17 protein-coding genes and 2 pseudogenes are annotated in these 18646 nt (G+C 52.2%); 12 read left to right on the top strand and 7 right to left on the bottom strand.

Annotated features, from left to right (window positions below; genetic code table 11):
- The first annotated feature begins 99 nt into the window (after positions 1 to 99).
- From NA624_RS06330 to NA624_RS06315, 4 genes are all read left to right on the top strand, one after another.
- Positions 100 to 2355 (top strand): TonB-dependent siderophore receptor, encoded by a 2256-nt coding sequence (locus tag NA624_RS06330; protein ID WP_001034964.1) that lies wholly within the window; start codon positions 100 to 102, stop codon positions 2353 to 2355.
- Positions 2356 to 2401: 46 nt separating this feature from the next.
- Positions 2402 to 3106 (top strand): enterobactin synthase subunit EntD, encoded by a 705-nt coding sequence (gene entD / locus NA624_RS06325; RefSeq protein WP_001260566.1) that lies wholly within the window; start codon positions 2402 to 2404, stop codon positions 3104 to 3106.
- Between the two features lie 11 nt (positions 3107 to 3117).
- On the top strand, positions 3118 to 4236 hold the full coding sequence (locus tag NA624_RS06320) for a YbdK family carboxylate-amine ligase (protein WP_001196912.1): 1119 nt from the start codon (positions 3118 to 3120) through the stop codon (positions 4234 to 4236).
- 66 nt (positions 4237 to 4302) lie between these two features.
- Complete coding sequence (locus NA624_RS06315) at positions 4303 to 4551, top strand: DUF1158 family protein (RefSeq protein ID WP_000682497.1); 249 nt, start codon at positions 4303 to 4305, stop codon at positions 4549 to 4551.
- A gap of 5 nt (positions 4552 to 4556) precedes the next feature.
- Here NA624_RS06315 and NA624_RS06310 read toward each other — a convergent pair whose 3' ends face one another.
- Positions 4557 to 4898, bottom strand: coding sequence for a RamA family antibiotic efflux transcriptional regulator (locus tag NA624_RS06310; protein ID WP_000155633.1), 342 nt, complete (start codon positions 4896 to 4898; stop codon positions 4557 to 4559).
- 288 nt (positions 4899 to 5186) lie between these two features.
- On the opposite strand from NA624_RS06310, the gene NA624_RS06305 reads away from it, so the two are divergent.
- The 3 genes from NA624_RS06305 (at position 5187) to nfsB (ending at position 6886) form a co-directional block, all read left to right on the top strand.
- Positions 5187 to 5768: a TetR/AcrR family transcriptional regulator gene (locus NA624_RS06305; RefSeq protein ID WP_000113609.1), complete on the top strand. Its 582-nt coding sequence runs from the start codon at positions 5187 to 5189 to the stop codon at positions 5766 to 5768.
- The gene (locus NA624_RS06300; RefSeq protein WP_000348989.1) at positions 5768 to 6136 is read left to right on the top strand and encodes an MmcQ/YjbR family DNA-binding protein; all 369 of its coding nucleotides are present in this window, start codon (positions 5768 to 5770) and stop codon (positions 6134 to 6136) included. Before NA624_RS06305 ends, NA624_RS06300 begins: the two co-directional genes overlap by 1 nt.
- 96 nt (positions 6137 to 6232) lie before the next feature.
- Entirely contained in the window at positions 6233 to 6886 is a 654-nt protein-coding gene (gene nfsB / locus NA624_RS06295; protein WP_000355879.1) for an oxygen-insensitive NAD(P)H nitroreductase, read from the top strand.
- Positions 6887 to 7151: 265 nt separating this feature from the next.
- On the opposite strand, the gene NA624_RS06290 is transcribed toward nfsB, so the two are convergent.
- Complete coding sequence (locus NA624_RS06290) at positions 7152 to 9122, bottom strand: autotransporter domain-containing esterase (RefSeq protein WP_000192408.1); 1971 nt, start codon at positions 9120 to 9122, stop codon at positions 7152 to 7154.
- A gap of 310 nt (positions 9123 to 9432) precedes the next feature.
- Here NA624_RS06290 and NA624_RS06285 point away from each other — a divergent pair, with 310 nt between their 5' ends.
- Complete coding sequence (locus NA624_RS06285) at positions 9433 to 10680, top strand: mechanosensitive ion channel family protein (RefSeq protein WP_001156978.1); 1248 nt, start codon at positions 9433 to 9435, stop codon at positions 10678 to 10680.
- A gap of 41 nt (positions 10681 to 10721) precedes the next feature.
- Here the strand turns inward: NA624_RS06285 and pheP are convergent, their stop codons facing one another.
- The gene (gene pheP, locus NA624_RS06280; RefSeq protein ID WP_000786293.1) at positions 10722 to 12116 is read right to left on the bottom strand and encodes a phenylalanine transporter; all 1395 of its coding nucleotides are present in this window, start codon (positions 12114 to 12116) and stop codon (positions 10722 to 10724) included.
- Between the two features lie 325 nt (positions 12117 to 12441).
- Between pheP and NA624_RS06275 the strand changes: the two genes are divergently transcribed.
- Positions 12442 to 13617, top strand: coding sequence for a DnaJ family molecular chaperone (locus NA624_RS06275; RefSeq protein ID WP_001033457.1), 1176 nt, complete (start codon positions 12442 to 12444; stop codon positions 13615 to 13617).
- Positions 13618 to 13695: 78 nt separating this feature from the next.
- Here the strand turns inward: NA624_RS06275 and rclC are convergent, their stop codons facing one another.
- From rclC to rclA, 3 genes are all read right to left on the bottom strand, one after another.
- On the bottom strand, positions 13696 to 14256 hold the full coding sequence (rclC, locus tag NA624_RS06270; protein ID WP_000362175.1) for a reactive chlorine resistance membrane protein RclC: 561 nt from the start codon (positions 14254 to 14256) through the stop codon (positions 13696 to 13698).
- A 12-nt stretch (positions 14257 to 14268) separates the two neighbouring features.
- Positions 14269 to 14505, bottom strand: a complete 237-nt coding sequence (rclB, locus tag NA624_RS06265) for a reactive chlorine resistance periplasmic protein RclB (RefSeq protein WP_000922170.1) — start codon at positions 14503 to 14505, stop codon at positions 14269 to 14271.
- 155 nt (positions 14506 to 14660) lie between these two features.
- Positions 14661 to 15986, bottom strand: a complete 1326-nt coding sequence (rclA, locus tag NA624_RS06260) for a reactive chlorine resistance oxidoreductase RclA (protein WP_000195932.1) — start codon at positions 15984 to 15986, stop codon at positions 14661 to 14663.
- 215 nt (positions 15987 to 16201) lie between these two features.
- On the opposite strand from rclA, the gene rclR reads away from it, so the two are divergent.
- On the top strand, positions 16202 to 17056 hold the full coding sequence (gene rclR / locus NA624_RS06255) for a reactive chlorine-specific transcriptional regulator RclR (protein WP_000339619.1): 855 nt from the start codon (positions 16202 to 16204) through the stop codon (positions 17054 to 17056).
- A 50-nt stretch (positions 17057 to 17106) separates the two neighbouring features.
- Here the strand turns inward: rclR and NA624_RS06250 are convergent.
- Positions 17107 to 17373, bottom strand: a pseudogene (locus tag NA624_RS06250) (efflux RND transporter permease subunit); the annotation flags it as partial.
- Between the two features lie 3 nt (positions 17374 to 17376).
- On the opposite strand from NA624_RS06250, the pseudogene NA624_RS06245 reads away from it, so the two are divergent.
- Positions 17377 to 17751: pseudogene (locus NA624_RS06245) on the top strand (ATP-binding protein); the annotation flags it as partial.
- Positions 17752 to 17950: 199 nt separating this feature from the next.
- Positions 17951 to 18196 carry a copper-binding protein gene (locus tag NA624_RS06240; RefSeq protein WP_000445905.1) on the top strand — a complete coding sequence of 82 codons (246 nt, stop codon included), beginning with the start codon at positions 17951 to 17953 and terminating at the stop codon, positions 18194 to 18196.
- Positions 18197 to 18646 lie beyond the last annotated feature (450 nt).

Below are 18646 nucleotides of genomic sequence, written 5' to 3'. Positions count from 1 at the left end.
ATTGTCGCGCTATGGGACGCGCGAACACAATTTCACCACCCGGCCAATGCCTTTGACGGGCGCTTTGGCTTATGTGGCTAAAGAAAAGCAGGATATACAATGAACAAGAAGATTCATTCCCTGACCTTACTGGTCAATTTAGGGATTTACGGGGCCGCTCTGCCCGTGATGGCGGAAGAAAAAACCGATAGCGCTGCGCTCACCAATGAAGACACCATCGTGGTGACCGCTGCCCAGCAAAACCTACAGGCGCCAGGCGTATCCACCATCACCGCCGATGAGATCCGCAAAAATCCGCCCGCGCGCGACGTGTCAGAAATCATCCGCACCATGCCAGGCGTAAACCTGACCGGCAACTCCACCAGCGGTCAGCGCGGGAATAACCGCCAAATCGATATTCGCGGCATGGGGCCGGAAAACACCCTCATCCTGATAGACGGTAAACCCGTCACCAGCCGTAACTCGGTGCGCCTGGGCTGGCGCGGCGAACGCGATACCCGCGGCGATACCGCGTGGGTGCCGCCGGAGATGATCGAACGCATTGAAGTGCTGCGTGGCCCTGCCGCCGCACGCTACGGTAACGGCGCGGCGGGTGGCGTGGTCAATATCATTACCAAAAAAGGCGGTAGCGAGTGGCACGGTTCCTGGAATACCTATTTCAACGCGCCGGAACATAAAGACGAAGGCGCGACCAAACGCACTAACTTTAGCCTGAACGGCCCGCTGGGCGGGGATTTCAGCTTCCGTCTGTATGGCAACCTCGACAAAACGCAGGCGGATGCGCGTAATATTAACCAGGGGCATCAGTCTGAACGTACCGGGAGTTACGCCGACACGCTACCGGCAGGACGCGAGGGGGTCATTAACAAAGATATCAACGGCGTAGTTCGTTGGGATTTTGCTCCGCTTCAGTCTCTGGAGCTGGAGGCCGGATACAGTCGCCAGGGCAATCTCTATGCCGGTGATACTCAGAACACCAATACGAACCAACTGGTGAAAGATAATTACGGAAAAGAGACGAACCGCCTCTATCGGCAGAACTACTCTCTGACCTGGAACGGCGGCTGGGATAATGGCGTAACCACCAGTAACTGGGTGCAATACGAACATACCCGTAACTCCCGGATGCCGGAAGGCTTAGCAGGCGGCACCGAAGGAATTTTCGATCCCAAAGCATCGCAAAAATATGCCGATGCCGATTTGAATGACGTCACCCTACACAGCGAAGTGAGCCTTCCTTTCGATCTGCTGGTCAATCAAAACCTGACGCTGGGTAGCGAATGGGCCCAACAGCGTATGAAAGACGAGCTCTCCAACTCGCAAACCTTTATGGGGGGAAATATCCCGGGTTACAGCAGTACCAATCGTAGCCCCTATTCAAAAGCGGAAATTTTCTCTCTGTTTGCTGAAAACAACATGGAACTGACCGACAGCACCATGCTGACGCCGGGGCTACGTTTCGATCATCACAGTATTGTGGGGGATAACTGGAGCCCGTCGCTGAACCTGTCGCAAGGTCTGGGGGATGACTTTACCCTGAAAATGGGGATCGCCCGCGCTTATAAAGCCCCGAGTCTGTACCAGACTAACCCAAACTATATTTTGTACAGTAAAGGTCAGGGTTGCTACGCGACTGGCGCGGGTACCGGCATCGGCTGCTATATGATGGGTAACGATGATCTGAAAGCCGAGACCAGCATCAATAAAGAGATCGGTCTGGAATTTAAACGCGATGGCTGGCTGGCCGGCATCACCTGGTTCCGCAATGATTACCGCAATAAGATTGAAGCGGGTACGGTGCCGTTGCAGCGTATCAACAACGGCAAAACGGATGTCTATCAGTGGGAGAACGTGCCGAAAGCGGTCGTTGAAGGTCTGGAAGGCACGTTAAACGTACCGGTTAGCGACACCGTCAACTGGACGAATAACGTTACGTATATGCTGCAGAGTAAAAACAAAGAGACCGGCGAACGCCTGTCGATTATTCCACAGTACACGCTTAACTCAACCCTGAGCTGGCAGGTACGTCAGGACGTTTCTCTGCAATCGACCTTCACCTGGTACGGCAAACAAGAGCCGAAGAAATATGATTATCAGGGTAACCCCGTTACCGGAACAGATAAGCAAGCGGTCAGCCCATACAGTATTGTTGGCCTGAGCGCGACCTGGGACGTGACCAAAAATGTCAGCCTGACCGGTGGCGTGGATAACCTCTTTGACAAACGTCTGTGGCGTGAAGGTAACGCGCAAACCGTCAGGGATACTCAAACTGGCGCTTATATGGCGGGCGCTGGCGCGTACACCTATAACGAACCGGGACGTACGTGGTATATGAGCATTAATACCCATTTCTGATGGCAACCTTCCCTCCCTCATTCGGGGAGGGAATTAGCAAAAAACGATGCGGACATCTCATTTTCCCCTTCCCTTTGCCGGACACAGGCTGCATATCGTCGACTTTGATGCGAGCAGCTTTCACGAACACGACCTGCTATGGCTTCCTCATCACGATCGGCTCCGGTCTGCCGGACGCAAGCGTAAAGCTGAACATCTGGCAGGCCGCATTGCCGCCGTTCACGCGCTACGCGAGGTGGGCGTCAGGACAGTGCCCGGTATTGGCGACAAGCGACAGCCGCTATGGCCGGACGGCCTATTTGGCAGCATCAGCCACTGTGCGTCAACGGCGCTGGCCGTCATATCCCGACAACGTGTCGGCGTTGATATAGAAAAAATCATGAGTCAGCACACGGCGACAGAGCTGGCGCCGTCCATTATCGATAGCGATGAGCACCAAATTCTCCAGGCGAGCTCGCTCCCTTTTCCGCTTGCCCTGACGCTGGCTTTCTCCGCCAAGGAGAGCGTTTATAAAGCCTTTTCAGACCGCGTCACGCTCCCGGGATTCGATAGCGCAAAAGTTACCTCGCTTACCGCCACGCACATCTCGTTACATCTGCTGCCAGCCTTTGCCGCCACGATGGCTGAACGTACCGTCCGTACAGAATGGTTTCAACGTGGCAATAGCGTTATTACTCTTGTTTCTGCAATAACGCGCTTTCCCCACGACAGGAGCGCTCCCGCTTCTATACTTAGCGCAATACCCCGATAAATGAGATCACTATGGCGCTGAATGATTTTCACGTTTCTGAACCTTATACGCTTGGTATTGAGCTGGAGATGCAGGTGATCAATCCACCTGGCTACGATTTAAGTCAGGACTCTTCTACACTGATCGACGCCGTTAAGCCCCAACTTACTGCGGGAGAAATTAAGCACGATATCACCGAAAGTATGCTGGAGATGGCCACGGGCGTCTGCCGCGATATTGACCAGGCGGCGGCCCAACTTTCTGCCATGCAGCACGTTATTTTACAGGCGGCGTCGGAACACCATCTCGGCATTTGCGGCGGCGGTACGCACCCTTTTCAAAAATGGCAGCGTCAGGAGGTCTGTGATAATGAGCGCTATCAACGCACGCTGGAAAATTTCGGCTACTTAATTCAACAGGCGACGGTTTTCGGCCAGCATGTCCACGTCGGCTGCGCGAACGGCGACGATGCGATTTATCTTTTACACGGGCTGTCGCATTTTGTGCCACACTTTATTGCGCTCTCCGCCGCGTCTCCCTATATGCAAGGATCTGACACCCGTTTTGCCTGCGCGCGCCTGAATATTTTTTCCGCTTTTCCCGATAACGGTCCCATGCCGTGGGTCAGTAACTGGCAAGAGTTTGCCGGACTATTTCGTCGTCTGTCTTACACCACGATGATCGACAGCATCAAAGATTTGCACTGGGATATCCGCCCCAGCCCGGCCTTTGGCACGGTAGAAGTTCGGGTGATGGATACGCCGCTCACCCTTGATCATGCCATCAATATGGCAGGGTTGATTCAGGCGACCGCGCACTGGCTGCTGACCGAGCGTCCCTTTAAACCGCAGGAACAAGACTATCTGTTATATAAATTCAACCGTTTTCAGGCTTGCCGCTATGGTCTGGAGAGCTTGCTAACCGATGCCTATACCGGCGACCGCCGTCGCCTGGCAGATGATACACTGCGTCTGCTGGACAACGTTACCCCCTCTGCGCGCAAGCTGGGCGCCGACAGCGCCATTGACGCACTACGTCTGCAGGTGAAAAAAGGCGGTAACGAAGCGCAATATATGCGGGAGTTTATTGCCGACGGCGGATCGCTGATAGGCCTGGTACAAAAACATTGTGAAATCTGGGCGGGACAATAGACAGCATATTTGCCTTACCAGGCGATATCCCGGACAATGGCGTTTTAACTTACGTTTAACAAAGCCATGAAACACCCGCTTGAATCATTGATGACCGCTGCCGGTATTTTGCTGATGGCGTTGCTCTCCAGCCTGCTGCTGCCCGCCCCTTCGCTCGGCCTTGCGCTGGCGCAAAAACTGGTCGGGATCTTTCATCTTATGGATCTCAACCAGCTTTATACTTTGTTGTTTTGTTTATGGTTTCTTTTGCTCGGCGCGCTGGAATATTATGTTATTCGCTTTATCTGGCGGCGTTGGTTTTCGCTGGCCGATTAAACATTTCAATGCGTACGGCCATGCTTTTCTTTACGATAAGCGCCTGGCGGCAGGTTGAACGTGCGGGTAAAAATGCGCGTAAAGGTTTGCTGCGAATCAAAACCATACTTTAGACAAATATCATACACCTTCTGGTCGGTGTCGCGCAGGTCGCGCGCCGCCAGTTTTAGCTTACGTTCACGCACGTAGCGCCCCAGACTCTCCCCTTTGTACTGCATAAAAAGGCGCTGCAGGTGCCACTTGGAATACCCCGCATGACGGGCAATATCATCAATACGTAACGGCTGATTCAAATTATCATCAATCCACTCGACAATCGTGTCGATAACCTGAGCGGAAATGGTCATCGTGCTCTCCCCTCTATCAAACTCGTCAGCGGCTCCCGCACCGCACATTTACGGCAACAGCAATAAGCATAGTAATAACCACACAAATTGTGAGACGGCTTATCGCATGGCCTGCAATATGCTTTTCTACCACTTCATGCGGCAGCCCTTGATTATGAGTGAGTAAGCACTCATTATAGAAAGCAAAGATACGCCGTCAAGGTACTTTTCAAAGGTTGACATTCACCGTTGCGACGCGACAACGGGCATGATTCAATCATGTTTTTCCAGACATAAGGGTAACGTGTAGTGGCTCGTCCGAAGAGTGAAGACAAAAAACAAGCATTACTGGAAGCGGCAACCCAGGCGATAGCGCAATCCGGCATCGCTGCCTCAACGGCGGTGATTGCGCGTAACGCAGGTGTTGCAGAAGGAACATTGTTTCGCTATTTCGCGACCAAAGATGAGCTGATTAACACGTTGTATTTGCATTTAAAGCAGGATCTCTGCCAGTCAATGATAATGGAGCTGGATCGATCCATTACCGATGCCAAAATGATGACTCGTTTTATCTGGAACAGTTACATCAGTTGGGGTCTGAACCATCCCGCGCGCCATCGGGCGATCCGTCAACTGGCCGTCAGCGAAAAGCTCACCAAAGAGACGGAACAACGGGCCGACGATATGTTCCCCGAATTGCGCGATTTATGTCATCGTTCCGTTTTGATGGTGTTTATGTCGGATGAGTACCGCGCCTTCGGCGACGGCCTTTTTCTGGCGCTGGCTGAAACAACAATGGATTTCGCCGCGCGCGATCCCGCTCGCGCTGGCGAATATATTGCGCTGGGATTCGAAGCCATGTGGCGCGCGCTGACTCGCGAGGAGCAATAATGGACGGTCAAACACTGCACGCCTGTGCAAAACGCTTTGCGCTGGAACTGCCTTTTACCGAACACTGCTGGCCTTTCGGCCCACAGTACGATGTGTTTAAAGTCGGCGGCAAAATATTCATGCTTTTCACTGAACATCACTGCCGTCCAGTGGTGAACCTGAAGTCGGATCCCCAAAAATCCCTGGTAAATCAACAAATTTACCCCAGCATTGCGCCTGGCTATCACATGAATAAGAAACACTGGATTTCAGTCTATGCGGGTGAGGATATCACCGTCTCGCTACTCAACGATTTGATAAATGACTCATGGAATCTGGTCGTAGACGGGCTGCCTAAAAGAGAGCAACTGCGCCTGCGGCCGCGCTGATGCAATAACCGTTTCCGCATTTTCCTCCCTTATCTTTTTACCGATAACCCGGTACCCTGCTGATACAAAAGGGTACTAAACCAACCAGGAGCATTTATGGATATCGTTTCTGTCGCCTTACAGCGCTACTCCACCAAGGCGTTCGATCCCAGCAAAAAACTGACCGCCGAAGAAGCGGATAAAATAAAAACACTACTACAGTACAGCCCCTCCAGCACCAATTCCCAGCCGTGGCACTTTATTGTCGCCAGTACGGAAGAAGGCAAAGCGCGCGTAGCAAAATCCGCTGCCGGAAACTACACGTTCAACGAACGCAAAATGCTGGACGCCTCCCATGTGGTGGTCTTCTGCGCCAAAACCGCAATGGATGACGCATGGCTTGAGCGCGTCGTCGATCAGGAAGATGCTGATGGCCGTTTCGCTACGCCGGAAGCTAAAGCGGCAAATGATAAAGGTCGCCGCTTTTTCGCCGATATGCACCGCGTCTCGCTGAAAGATGACCACCAGTGGATGGCGAAGCAGGTTTATCTGAACGTCGGCAACTTTCTGCTGGGCGTCGCCGCGATGGGTCTCGACGCCGTCCCCATTGAAGGTTTCGACGCCGAGGTGCTCGACGCTGAATTTGGTCTGAAAGAAAAAGGCTATACCAGTCTGGTCGTGGTGCCGGTCGGCCATCATAGCGTCGAGGATTTCAACGCCGGGCTGCCGAAATCACGTCTGCCGCTTGAAACCACACTGACGGAAGTTTAATCCCCTGCCTAAGCCGGACGCCCGTCCGGCTTTTTTCACCTTTCTGCCAGGTTCCCCAATGATTAATAGCGCGAAGTGCCAGGTTTTACATCGCTAGTGTTAACTCCCTCTCTCAACCTATTGAAAATAAATAATATTTAAAACTGGCACGCCGTTTGCCATATCTGGATACCCCTATCTGGATGAAGGAGAAAACGGCGTGACACCGGTTTGCGCCTACGATGGCGATATTGTCACCACGGAGTTGGCCCTCCCTGGCGTATCATCAAAATCGGGCGCTAAACCCAACGTTATAACGGGTTTGATTGCCATCGCTTAACCCTGCCGTTTGCGCCAGCCCGGCGAAAGCGGACACCGTTGCCGACAGCGGAAAATCTGCGCCAATCGCGATATCAACCCAGTTTTTATCCTGCGCTTTTCCGTCGCGGCTAAACGTCAGCGCGGTCGATTTAAGGCCGCCGTTCGCCACATACGTATCATCGCCAAACTGACGGCGATAATTAATCTGCGCCCAGGAGTGAATGATGCTGTGGCGGAGATCCAGACGCCAACCAGCGCTACCCACCTGCGAATGGGCGTTTTGGTCGCCAAAACGCATTGATGTACTGGTATTGAGCTTCTCGCTATAACCATTAACGTGGCTGTAATCCCATGCATATTGCAGCATCGGTCCGGTCGTTAACCACGGCATCATGACAAAATCATAACCGCTGGTTAACCTCGCGCCCCACAGCCGACCGTTGGTTTCGCCCTCTTCCACCCGTCTTAGCGCACCGAGCGTTATACTGCGCTGGATGTTACTGAATTTAGCGGACAGATAGTGTAAATCGCTATCCAGCCACGCCTGACCGGCGCGTAAATGGCTGAATACGGCGGCCTGAAAACCGCGGGCATCATAACGATAATTATCGTCAGGATGTTGCTTATCCAGAGAACCGGCTATCAGCCCTCCCAGCAGTACCTGCTCGTTAAGCTGATAATCGACGCCAACCGTCAGATTATTATGATTACCGTTCCCGTCGGCCTCATTATTATCATAACGTTGATATCCCCCGCTGTATCCGCCGAACATGCCCAGTGAACCAACAGGATTTTCCCCCTGGCGAAGCTGCTGATAACGGCTGTCAAGCGTGGTACGACTGCCTTGCGCCATCGACTGAACGCTTTGGTTCAGGTATGTCGCCTGTACCGGCGCGGCAATGATCGACTGGATATATTGCGCAATAATGGTATGGACCTGCGGACCGGGATGTAAATGATCGGCAAACAGATAGTCCTGCGACGCATTAAATCCAGGCATTGCCGAGGAGCACGCCGAAGCGGATACGCCCGGCGGGCAGGCCATACCTACGGTATTTGTCAGACCAAACGCCTGCGGGTTGGCAAGAATTTCCTTAAAGAGGCCGTTGATATCGGCACGGGCTATATTGCCGCCGTGTTGCTCCAGCCCCTTCTCTTCCATCTGATTATAATAATCGGTCAGAGCTGACGCCTGCTCTGCCGCCGTTTCATAGCCCGCCAGCAGTTGCTCAACGAGCAGTTGCTGAATAAACGGATTGCTGCTTACCGTTGCAGCCGCCGCCAGCAACGCCTTGCGGATCGCCTGTTGCCGACTGGCGAAATCGGGCGTAGCACCCTCCGCCAGAGCGTCTAACGCCGCTTTTAACGCCGGAGGCGCCGCTGCGCCCAGCCCGGCGGTGATTACCGCCTCCAGAAGCATTGGCGTCGCACTAATATCCGGTACGTTTGGCACCACAACCAGCCCGGCGCCGGCATCCAGTAACAGTCCTACCTGCGCCGCCGCGTTAGTGGCGCTATTACCGGCTATTTGCTGTGCCATGGTTGGTTGCGCGATGGCCGCCGCCAGATCGTTTCCGCCGACCCAGTGAATATACAAACCGTTGTGGTCGGCTTTTCCCCCCGTTTTGGCAAGCCACTGCCGTACCTGATCCGCGGTATTATCCTGCGGGTTTAATTCCGGGGTCGCCGTCGCGCCGCCGGCGGCATAATTAGAACCGCCATTGTTGGAAGGGCTTAATGCCAGCCCAAATCGTTCGGCCAACTGTTCGTCGTAGAGCTTATTTTGACCACTATCCCAGGTCCAGCGACCGTTATTCCCGGTATCGCTAAGGCTATCGCCAAATACCGTAAGAGAGTCAAACGCACAGGCAGATAATGGCGCGGCCAGCGCCAGCGAGAGTATGCCGTATTTTAGCAGGGTACGCTTTTGGGTCATCCGATGTTCCTTAATGTTATTGTTGAGAGGTACGACGGTGCTAATCATCATCCGACAGAAACATTGCAATCGTTTTAAGCATTCTGGTTAAAATGTTTTCATCCATTGTTGACGAACTGGCGCCTGTTCAAAAAAATGGGGTGGCGTAAAATAACGACGTTTATGGGGCGCTGGATAAAATATAGCGTATGGATAACCCCTGAAGCGCTTTTACCCGTCTGTTGCTGATTATGCCTGAAGCGCGAGCGTCCTGATTTGCATAAATGCCATTCAGCAGTCATCATAGGCTGCTGTTTATAAAGGAGAGATTATGCAGGAATTGATATCCCGGGTAGAAGATTTAGCGGGAATTGAAATGAATCACACCACATCGCTGGTGGTGATATTTGGTATTATTTTTCTGACGGCAGTTGTCGTGCATATTATTTTGCACTGGATAGTACTGCGCGCTTTTGAAAAACGCGCCAGCGCCAGTTCCCGCCTGTGGCTGCAAATTATTACCCAGAATAAATTATTCCATCGTCTGGCTTTTACGCTGCAAGGCATCATTGTCAATATTCAGGCCGCGCTCTGGCTACAAAAAGGCAGTGAGGCTGCGGATATCCTGACGACCTGCGCGCAGTTATGGATTATGACCTACGCCCTGCTGTCGTTATTTTCTCTGCTGGACGTGATTTTCAATCTATCGCAAAAATGGCCCGCCGCCTCTCAGTTGCCGCTAAAAGGAATATTTCAGGGCATTAAGCTCATCGGCGCAATTATCGTCGGCATTCTGATGATCTCACTGCTGATTGGCCAGTCACCAGCAATTTTAATCAGCGGGCTGGGCGCGATGGCCGCGGTATTAATGCTGGTCTTTAAAGACCCGATTCTTGGCCTGGTTGCCGGTATCCAGCTTTCCGCCAACGATATGCTCAAACTGGGCGACTGGCTGGAGATGCCAAAATATGGCGCAGATGGCGCGGTCATTGATATTGGCTTAACCACGGTAAAAGTACGCAACTGGGATAATACCATCACCACCATTCCCACCTGGTCACTGGTTTCCGACTCGTTCAAAAACTGGAGCGGCATGTCTGCGTCCGGCGGACGCCGGATTAAACGCAGCATTAATATTGACGCGACCAGTATCCATTTTCTGGATGATGATGAAAAACAGCGGCTGTTAACCGCGCAACTGTTAAAGCCGTACCTTACCAGCCGTCATCAGGAAATCGATGAATGGAATAAACAGCTGGATGCGCCGGAATCAGCCTTAAATCACCGCCGAATGACCAATATCGGGACATTTCGCGCCTATCTGAACGAATATTTACGCCACCATCCGCGCATCCGTAAAGATATGACGCTGATGGTACGCCAACTGGCGCCTGACGATCATGGTTTGCCGATAGAGATCTACGCCTTTACCAATACCGTCGTGTGGCTGGAATATGAGAGCATTCAGGCCGATATTTTCGACCATATTTTTGCCGTGGTGGAAGAGTTTGGCTTGCGTATTCATCAGACGCCGACCGGCAGCGATATTCGCGCGCTGTCAGGGACATTGCGGCATTAATGGATTGCCCGATCGCATGAGCATGGGATCGGGCAAAAAAGTTAATGAGCCTTACGGCGCAAAACTGTAAACGCGATAAACAGGAATACAATCCATACCGGCAGCAAAATCGCCGACAATCGCATATCGTCCATCGTACACATTAACACCAGAATCAGCGCCAGAAACGCAATGCACAAATAATTTCCGGCGGGATAGAACAGCGCCTTAAATTGCGTCTCGCGCCCTTTACGACGCATCGCCGCGCGAAAACGTAAATGCGCGAGACAGATCATTATCCAGTTTAGCAATAGCGTCGCGACAACCAGCGCCATCAACAGGCTAAACGCTTTTTGCGGCAACAGATAGTTGATCAGCACCACCAGCGAGGTAATCGCTCCGGAAAGCATCAGCGAGTTCACCGGCACGCCGCGATGGCTGACGCGGGTTAAAAATTTCGGCGCGTTGCCTTGTACGGACAGGCCGAACAGCATTCGGCTATTCGAATAAACGCCGCTGTTATACACCGAAAGCGACGCGACCAGAATAACGAAATTCAGCGCCGACGCCACCACATTACTGTCCAGGTTATGGAAGATCATCACAAAAGGGCTGCTATTGGATTTCACCTCTACCCACGGATAGAGCGCCAGCAACACCACCAGCGAACCGATGTAGAACAGCAAAATACGGTATACCACCTGATTCACCGCTTTCGGAATGCTTTTTTGCGGATCGCGCGCTTCCGCCGCAGTAATGCCGATCAGCTCCAGTCCGCCAAAAGAAAACATAATCACCGCCAGCGACAGAAGCAAACCATGCCAACCGGTAGCGAAGAAACCGTTATAACGCCAGAGGTTATCAATGCTGGCATGTTCGCCGCCGTGGCCGGAGAACAGCAGCCACAGACCAAAACCTATCATGCCGATAATCGCCAGCACTTTAATCAGCGCGAACCAGAATTCCGTTTCGCCATACAGACGAACGTTCACCAGATTCACGGCATTAATGATAATAAAAAACACCGCCGCCCATACCCATGTTGGTACGTCAGGCAGCCAGTACTGCATATAGATGCCCGCCGCGGTCAGCTCCGCCATCCCGACCAGCACAAACATGACCCAATAGTTCCAGCCCGACAAAAAGCCCGCAAACGGCCCCCAATATTTCCAGGCGAAGTGGGCAAACGATCCGGAAACCGGCTCTTCCACGACCATTTCACCCAACTGGCGCATAATGAGAAAAGCGATAATCCCGGCAACGCCATAGCCCAACAAAACAGCCGGCCCCGCCATTTGAATCGCCGGGCCGATGCCCAGAAACAGTCCGGTGCCAATGGCGCCGCCCAGCGCAATTAGCTGAATATGGCGGTTTTGCAACCCCCGTTGAAGCGTCGGTTCATTCTTCGACGCGGCATCCGACACGCTGGCGCCGGATGCAGTTGACGCGTTTTTCACGTCCTACCCCTGTATCGTTTTTATTGAGGGGCACCTTTTAACATTTCGCTCTCGCTGCCGCAAGGCGCAATCGTTTGTCAAGGCTCAACTCCGGACGTTAACGTTATCGTGTAAAAAAAGATATCGCGGGGAGTAAAAAGAAAAGAGCGCGCGCCGATATAGAACGTTACGGGTGACAGACGCCGAGTATAAAACATGTGAATAACTCTGGACGAAAAGTACGACACCCTACAGAATACATTTAGTATTTTTTCAGTATTTTCAAAAAGGTGAATCAGACCTGGTATCTGTTATCCGTTTTTGAGCCACGCCAGGCATCAACGTCATGAATAAGATCATCAAACGTTTAGAGATCATCAAAAGCGCCATTGAACTTGAGGACGAAGAGATTATCCGTCAGCAGCTCATCTACCTGAAAAATGAGCCGCAGGATGCCGTAATCAGCGCGATTGCCCAGGCGATTGAAGCTCGTCGATTCAGTGACGCCATGCAAGAGATCGCCGCCTGGCTACAGGCTCAACGGGCGCTCTCGACGTGGCAAGATCCCTCTATTGCCGCCAGTAAGCTGGAGCTGAAAGCGCTTGAAGCCCAGCTTCGCGATCTGATTGACAAACGAAATGCGCGGGTACAAATCCTCGACGATTTCAACGACCTCTATCATCTGCGCCTCGGGCCGTTGATGAGCCGTATTCTGGAGTTGCGTAAACAGCTCGCGGTGAGTATGCAGCGTAAGCAAGAAGCCGAAATAAAACGCCGGGAAAAGGATTATCAATCCTGCCTGCAATTTATTTCCCAGGCCGTGGATCAACTGGCAACGCTAAAACAGCAGTGGACAGGATTGAATGCCGCCTCGCGCGAAGCGGTGGGCATCCGTCAGCGAATCCAGCAGCAGACGGAATTAATTACCGCGTTGCTGGCGGAAATTCGCGAGCTGGAAGCGGATTTTTCCCATCAGGACGACAGCGCATTCCGCCAGGCGCAGGAAAATGCGGAACAGGACTATCACCAGTACCGGGAGCAGCAGCAGGAAGCGCAATTCCGCTACGCCCGCGATCAACGTTTGTCGGCAGACGAACGCAGTGAATTAAAACGTTTGTGGCGTCAGGCCAGCCGCCTGTGTCACCCGGATGTGGTCGCCGATGAATTGAAAGAAAAAGCGCACCAGATGATGGTACAGCTTAATCAGGCGCGGCAGAATGCCGATCTGGCGGCAATTCGCGCGTTATTGACGCAGCTGCAAAGCGGTCTGGAACCGATGATGGCAAGCGACAGGCTAAATAATCTGGAACATCTGCGCCATAAAATACGCCAGCTCCGCACGCAAATCGACGCGCTGTTGAAAGAGATAACGCAACTGGAAACGGAAAATGCCTGGCGGCTCGCCTCTTCCGTTGCGGATAAGGAAGCCTATTTCTCCGAGCAGGAACGGGCGCTAACCGAAATTCGCAATACGCTGGAGGCGCAGGTTCAACAGGTGGAACAGGAACTTCTGTCAGGGTAGTCCATCATTCATCAATAAATTGTCGGATGGCGCAAGCGCCACCCGACGAATCGCGGCATAAAGAGGGTAAGAGGGGCGCTACTGTCGCTGTAAAAGTAACGAACGGGCGGAGTCCGCCATGATCATCACCGCACCTGCCAGCATTAACGTATCTTTTAATACCAGCCGTCCGGCGCCCGATAAATACGGAAAACCATAATGCGCATCGCCCAGCGGCATAACCCAGGCCTCCGGCGTGGTGATTAAAAACGACAGCGTGACAAATGGCGTCAGGAATGCCAGCACGCCGCCCGCCAGCCCTAACCAGCGGCTGACAGGGTTAGCCAGTACCAGCGCCGCGATAATCAATTCCACCACGCCCAGACCATCCGAAAACGCATACGTATTATTGGCCGTTTGCCAGGCGCGTTCCTCCAGTTTTAGTTCGCCCTCATGAGTCAGATGCTGACGATATTCTTCAGGATGTTCATAGAAAAAAGACATAAACGGACTGTTCGCTACAAACGGGGTAATACTGTCTGCCTCATAGGGCACAAATTTTAGTAGTCCAATCCAGATAAAAACGATGGCGATACTCAGGCGAATTAATGTTAATCCCAGCCGATCCCCCTGACTTAACAGACGAAGATATTTATCCATCTCAGGCTCTCCTTATTTATATAATATCGCAGTGGCGTAACCCGTATTATCAATACGCATGGACGTAATTTTCCATGACGACGCCTGTTTACTTTGCGCCAGTCTGGCAATAGCGTCTTCAAGCATTGACGGCGTTGCTGACACCGCAGAAACGCTGATATATTCAACGTCAGTTAGCGGCTGGGCGGAGGCGGAAAACGCCAGCGGCGCAGCCAATAATGAAGCAATAAGTGTGGTAACTTTTAACATCGAGATTTCCAGTCGTGGGTTATTTCAATGGTGTTATAATACGTTACGCCTGACTAAAGCCTTTTCTTTCAGACGCCAGCATATTTGTCCTGGCGTATTTTTATAGCCTGACAGGCAAAAAAAGCCCTGATTAACAGGGCTACGTTATTTATGTTTTACTTAATGAGAGAGAAGAGATCGTTTAAAGACTCACTCATTGTAGGATGGGTAAAGATCTGGTCGCGTAACACCGTATAAGGTAAATCTGCATCCATAACGGTTTTAACGATATTAATCATTTCATGAGAATCGACGCATAACAATGACACCCCTACGATACGCTGCGTATTCACGTCCACTACCGCTTTTAGTACGCCACGGGTATCGTTCATAACACGGGCGCGAGGGATCGCCGCCACCGGTAATGTCACCACCTGCACCGTTGCGCCGCTTGCCCGCGCTTGTTCTTCCGTCAGCCCGACACGAGAGAGCGGCGGCGTCATAAAGACGGAATACGGAACATTCTGGCGATCGCGGGTACTGCGTTTGCCATCTCCCAATAACCCGTCGCGTACAATACGAAAATCATCCAGTGAAATATAGGTAAACTGCAACCCACCGGTAACATCGCCCATCGCCCAGATATTGTCCGCCGTGGTACGCAGGTAATCATCCACGATGATCCCGCCGCGTTCGTTCACCGCCACGCCGGCGTTCCGCAACTGTAAGCCAGCCGTCGCCGGTTTTCGCCCCGACGCCACCAGCAGGGCATCCACAAGATGCGCGCCTTCCGGCGTTTCTACTTGTACCGCGCCCTCCTTTGAGGATACGGCCTGTACGTTGGCGTTTAAAATCAGCTCGACGCCCTTTTCCTGTAAAATACGGGTAATTGCCTGCGCGATATCCCGATCTTCACGAGGCAGGAATTGCGGCGCTGCTTCAAAGATAGTGACCTTCGTACCGAAGTTGGCGAACATTGAGGCAAATTCAAGGCCAATATAACCGCCGCCTAAAATCCCCAGCCGCGCCGGACGCTGGCTCAGGCTGAGTAGCCCGGTGCTATCGAACACCCCTGCCGTCGTTGTTAAGCCCGTAATAGCCGGGATCACCGACTCTGCGCCAGTATTAATGAAGATCTTTTCTCCCCGTAACACCCGCTCGCCGTCCGCCTGAAATACCCGTAAGGTATGGTTATCAATAAACTCCGCCCTTCCCTCAATCACATCGACATTGTCCAGGTCGGCAAGATTATGAAAATTTTTGTCGCGTAAAAAATTTACGACCGCCGCTTTGCGTTGCATGGCGACAGAAAAATCGCCCTCACGTTCCGCATCATGCACCAGCGTTTTCGTTGGAATACAGCCAATGTTGATGCAGGTTCCGCCGAACATACTGGCGGACTGTTCGATAATCGCCACGCGCCATCCCGTCTTCGCCAGAGTTGCCGCCAACGTTTTTCCTGCCTTGCCAAAACCAATAATGAGCGCCTGATACTGTGTCATCTTCTTTCTCCGCCAAATCACCATCTGTTTGTCAGGACAAGTATAAGTAACGTCAAAAAAGACAGGGTTATCCGCAACGCGTCATTTTTTGTCTTATCGTCTAAATTGGCGGTTAGCAAAAATAAGGGTAGAAATGACATTGAGTCAGAAATATAGTGAACAGATACAGAAATGGTTATCTCTATTTTTGAAAATAAATCTGCTCTGGAGTCTATATGGATGCGCTTAGTCGGCTATTGACGCTTAACGCCCCTCAGGGCTCAATCGACAAGAATTGCCCGTTAGGCGGCGACTGGCAGTTACCGCACGCCGCTGGCGAGCTATCGGTGATTCGCTGGCATACCGTTACGCAGGGCGAAGCGCAACTGGAAATGCCTACCGGCGACGCCATGACGCTTACGCCGGGAAAGGTGGTGATTCTGCCGCAAAACTCCGCCCACCGTTTGCGCCAGTCTGGCGAAGCACCGACACATATCGTGTGCGGTAGTCTACGTCTGCACACGACGTCGCGTTATTTCCTTACCGCGTTGCCGGAAGTGTTATGTCTTGCCCCGCCGCCGCATAGCCCCGCCAGTATCTGGATTAACGCCGCCATTTTGCTGTTACAGCAGGAGTCAGAACGCCATTTACCTGGCGCTGATGTCTTATACAGTCAGCAGTGCGCCACGCTGTTTACCCTTGCCGTTCGCGACTGGCTATCGCAGGCTGGCACAGCGAAAAGCGTGCTCAATTTATTGCTGCATCCCCGGCTGGGCCGCGTGATCCTTCACATGCTGGAAACACCGGCGCATCCCTGGACGGTCGAAACGCTGGCGCAACGGGTACACATGTCGCGGGCAAGCTTCGCCCAGCTATTTCGCGACGTATCCGCTACGACGCCCTTAGCCGTGTTAACAACGCTGCGCCTGCAAATCGCCGCTCAGACCCTGTCGCGTGAAGCGCTGCCGGTGATGGTGATTGCCGAGTCGGTAGGTTATGCGAGCGAATCTTCTTTTCACAAAGCTTTTGTCCGTGAATTCGGTTGTACACCAGGCGAGTACCGCAAACGGGTCAGCGCGCTCGGACGATAAACGTAGGCTGAACCCGCCTGCAGTTTGACGCCGCAGGCGGGCGGCACACGTTATACCGCAAGGCGACGATGCCTGCGCAGCCACATCAGCTTGTAGGCTGCCGGAATGATGAACAGCGACAGCAACGGCGCGGTAATCATGCCGCCGACCATCGGCGCGGCAATACGGCTCATCCCCTCAGAACCCGCGCCAGCCCCCCATAAAAAAGGCAGCAGACCGGCGATAATCACCGCTACCGTCATGGCTTTTGGCCGCACCCGGAGCACCGCCCCGTGGTAAAGCGTCTCATCGAGTTTTTCTGCCGAAAAGGTGTTGGGAGCTTGCGCTTTGAAGGCCGCGCCTGCTGGATCACCGGCGATCCCATCATGCTGCGCAGAGCGATCAGTAATTTACTCTCTAATACGATGCGCTATACGCCGCCGGGTAAAACCATTACTCTTCGGATAAAAGAAGCGGACGACCAGATACATATTATTGTTGAAAACCCCGGTACGCCAATCGCGCCGGAACATTTGCCGCGCCTTTTCGATCATTTTTATCGCATTGATCCCTCCCGCCAGCGTAAAGGGGAAGGCAGCGGTATAGGCCTGGCAATTGTAAAATCCATCGTCATTGCGCATCAGGGAAAAGTTTCTGTCACCTCCGATACGCGCGCTACTCGTTTTATTTTGACATTACCCAAACACCTCCGTTGAACTGTAGCGATAGTGAAAGGCGCTATCACTAGCCAGCAAAATAATCTGACATCATCGTCATTATCCCGTCACGCGCCAGACCCAACGACTGTTTTATTATTTCTCTTATTAACCCACACCGGAGAAATAAGATAAATAAGTTTACATCCCTTTTAGCTGTCGTTTTTTTATTTCAGCTGGCGTAAACGCCGCAGAGAAAATGGAATCCCGCCAATTATCCGCCACGGCGCATGAGATGATGAATAACGGTGACGCCTTCGCGCATCAGCAAATGGCTCAGACACAGAAACCCAGCGCCCCGACTACTGTGGAAAATGCGACACCCTTTTCTGAAATGGACGACTATGAAAAAGCAATGGTCATCCATCAATCGATGAATAATGCCCATTCTTTCGCCCACGAGATCCAGGCTGAGGAACACCATAAACAGATTAAACGCAATTAGTTATTTGCATATTAGCGTCACGTACTGCGGATGGCGCAACGTCGTCGCCGCAGAAGCTTACGGATTAACATAATTTTGAGAGGTTAAATGGCGCGCCCTGCAGGATTCGAACCTGCGACCCACGGCTTAGATGTTTCTGGAACTACCTGAGCTAACAACAAGTTATCCCATACTACGGCACTCACACTCGCCCCATCTTCGAAAAACATGCAAAGCCTTGCAAGCCGATGCAAAGCTTTGTGTGTCCCGTTTTTGTCCCAAACCACTTAGCAATCAGTAGTCCCAATTGATCGGTAACAACGATCAATTAATAAGATAACAATAAGTTTAAACTATCAAATATCACATTATTGATCGTTTATATCGATCAAAACAATTTGTAGTGCTACACTCCAGACCTTTCCGAATCCGCTGATTTTCATAATGTTGAAGTTATTCGCTAAGTACACA

The organism is Salmonella sp. NW38 (assembly GCF_051807745.1).
Taxonomy (GTDB): domain Bacteria; phylum Pseudomonadota; class Gammaproteobacteria; order Enterobacterales; family Enterobacteriaceae; genus Salmonella; species Salmonella enterica.
This window is presented reverse-complemented; position numbering and strand designations above follow the sequence as displayed.

What these genes read in the sequence shown, in the direction of transcription:
- nfsB (WP_000355879.1), top strand. Translation starts at nt 6,233, where the DNA reads ATGGATATCGTTTCTGTCGCCTTACAGCGCTACTCCACCAAGGCGTTC.
- NA624_RS06315 (WP_000682497.1), top strand. Translation starts at nt 4,303, where the DNA reads ATGAAACACCCGCTTGAATCATTGATGACCGCTGCCGGTATTTTGCTG.
- entD (WP_001260566.1), top strand. Translation starts at nt 2,402, where the DNA reads ATGCGGACATCTCATTTTCCCCTTCCCTTTGCCGGACACAGGCTGCAT.
- NA624_RS06310 (WP_000155633.1), bottom strand. Translation starts at nt 4,898, where the DNA reads ATGACCATTTCCGCTCAGGTTATCGACACGATTGTCGAGTGGATTGAT.
- NA624_RS06300 (WP_000348989.1), top strand. Translation starts at nt 5,768, where the DNA reads ATGGACGGTCAAACACTGCACGCCTGTGCAAAACGCTTTGCGCTGGAA.
- NA624_RS06240 (WP_000445905.1), top strand. Translation starts at nt 17,951, where the DNA reads ATGGAATCCCGCCAATTATCCGCCACGGCGCATGAGATGATGAATAAC.
- rclR (WP_000339619.1), top strand. Translation starts at nt 16,202, where the DNA reads ATGGATGCGCTTAGTCGGCTATTGACGCTTAACGCCCCTCAGGGCTCA.
- NA624_RS06320 (WP_001196912.1), top strand. Translation starts at nt 3,118, where the DNA reads ATGGCGCTGAATGATTTTCACGTTTCTGAACCTTATACGCTTGGTATT.
- NA624_RS06275 (WP_001033457.1), top strand. Translation starts at nt 12,442, where the DNA reads ATGAATAAGATCATCAAACGTTTAGAGATCATCAAAAGCGCCATTGAA.
- NA624_RS06330 (WP_001034964.1), top strand. Translation starts at nt 100, where the DNA reads ATGAACAAGAAGATTCATTCCCTGACCTTACTGGTCAATTTAGGGATT.
- rclA (WP_000195932.1), bottom strand. Translation starts at nt 15,986, where the DNA reads ATGACACAGTATCAGGCGCTCATTATTGGTTTTGGCAAGGCAGGAAAA.
- rclB (WP_000922170.1), bottom strand. Translation starts at nt 14,505, where the DNA reads ATGTTAAAAGTTACCACACTTATTGCTTCATTATTGGCTGCGCCGCTG.
- rclC (WP_000362175.1), bottom strand. Translation starts at nt 14,256, where the DNA reads ATGGATAAATATCTTCGTCTGTTAAGTCAGGGGGATCGGCTGGGATTA.
- NA624_RS06285 (WP_001156978.1), top strand. Translation starts at nt 9,433, where the DNA reads ATGCAGGAATTGATATCCCGGGTAGAAGATTTAGCGGGAATTGAAATG.
- NA624_RS06290 (WP_000192408.1), bottom strand. Translation starts at nt 9,122, where the DNA reads ATGACCCAAAAGCGTACCCTGCTAAAATACGGCATACTCTCGCTGGCG.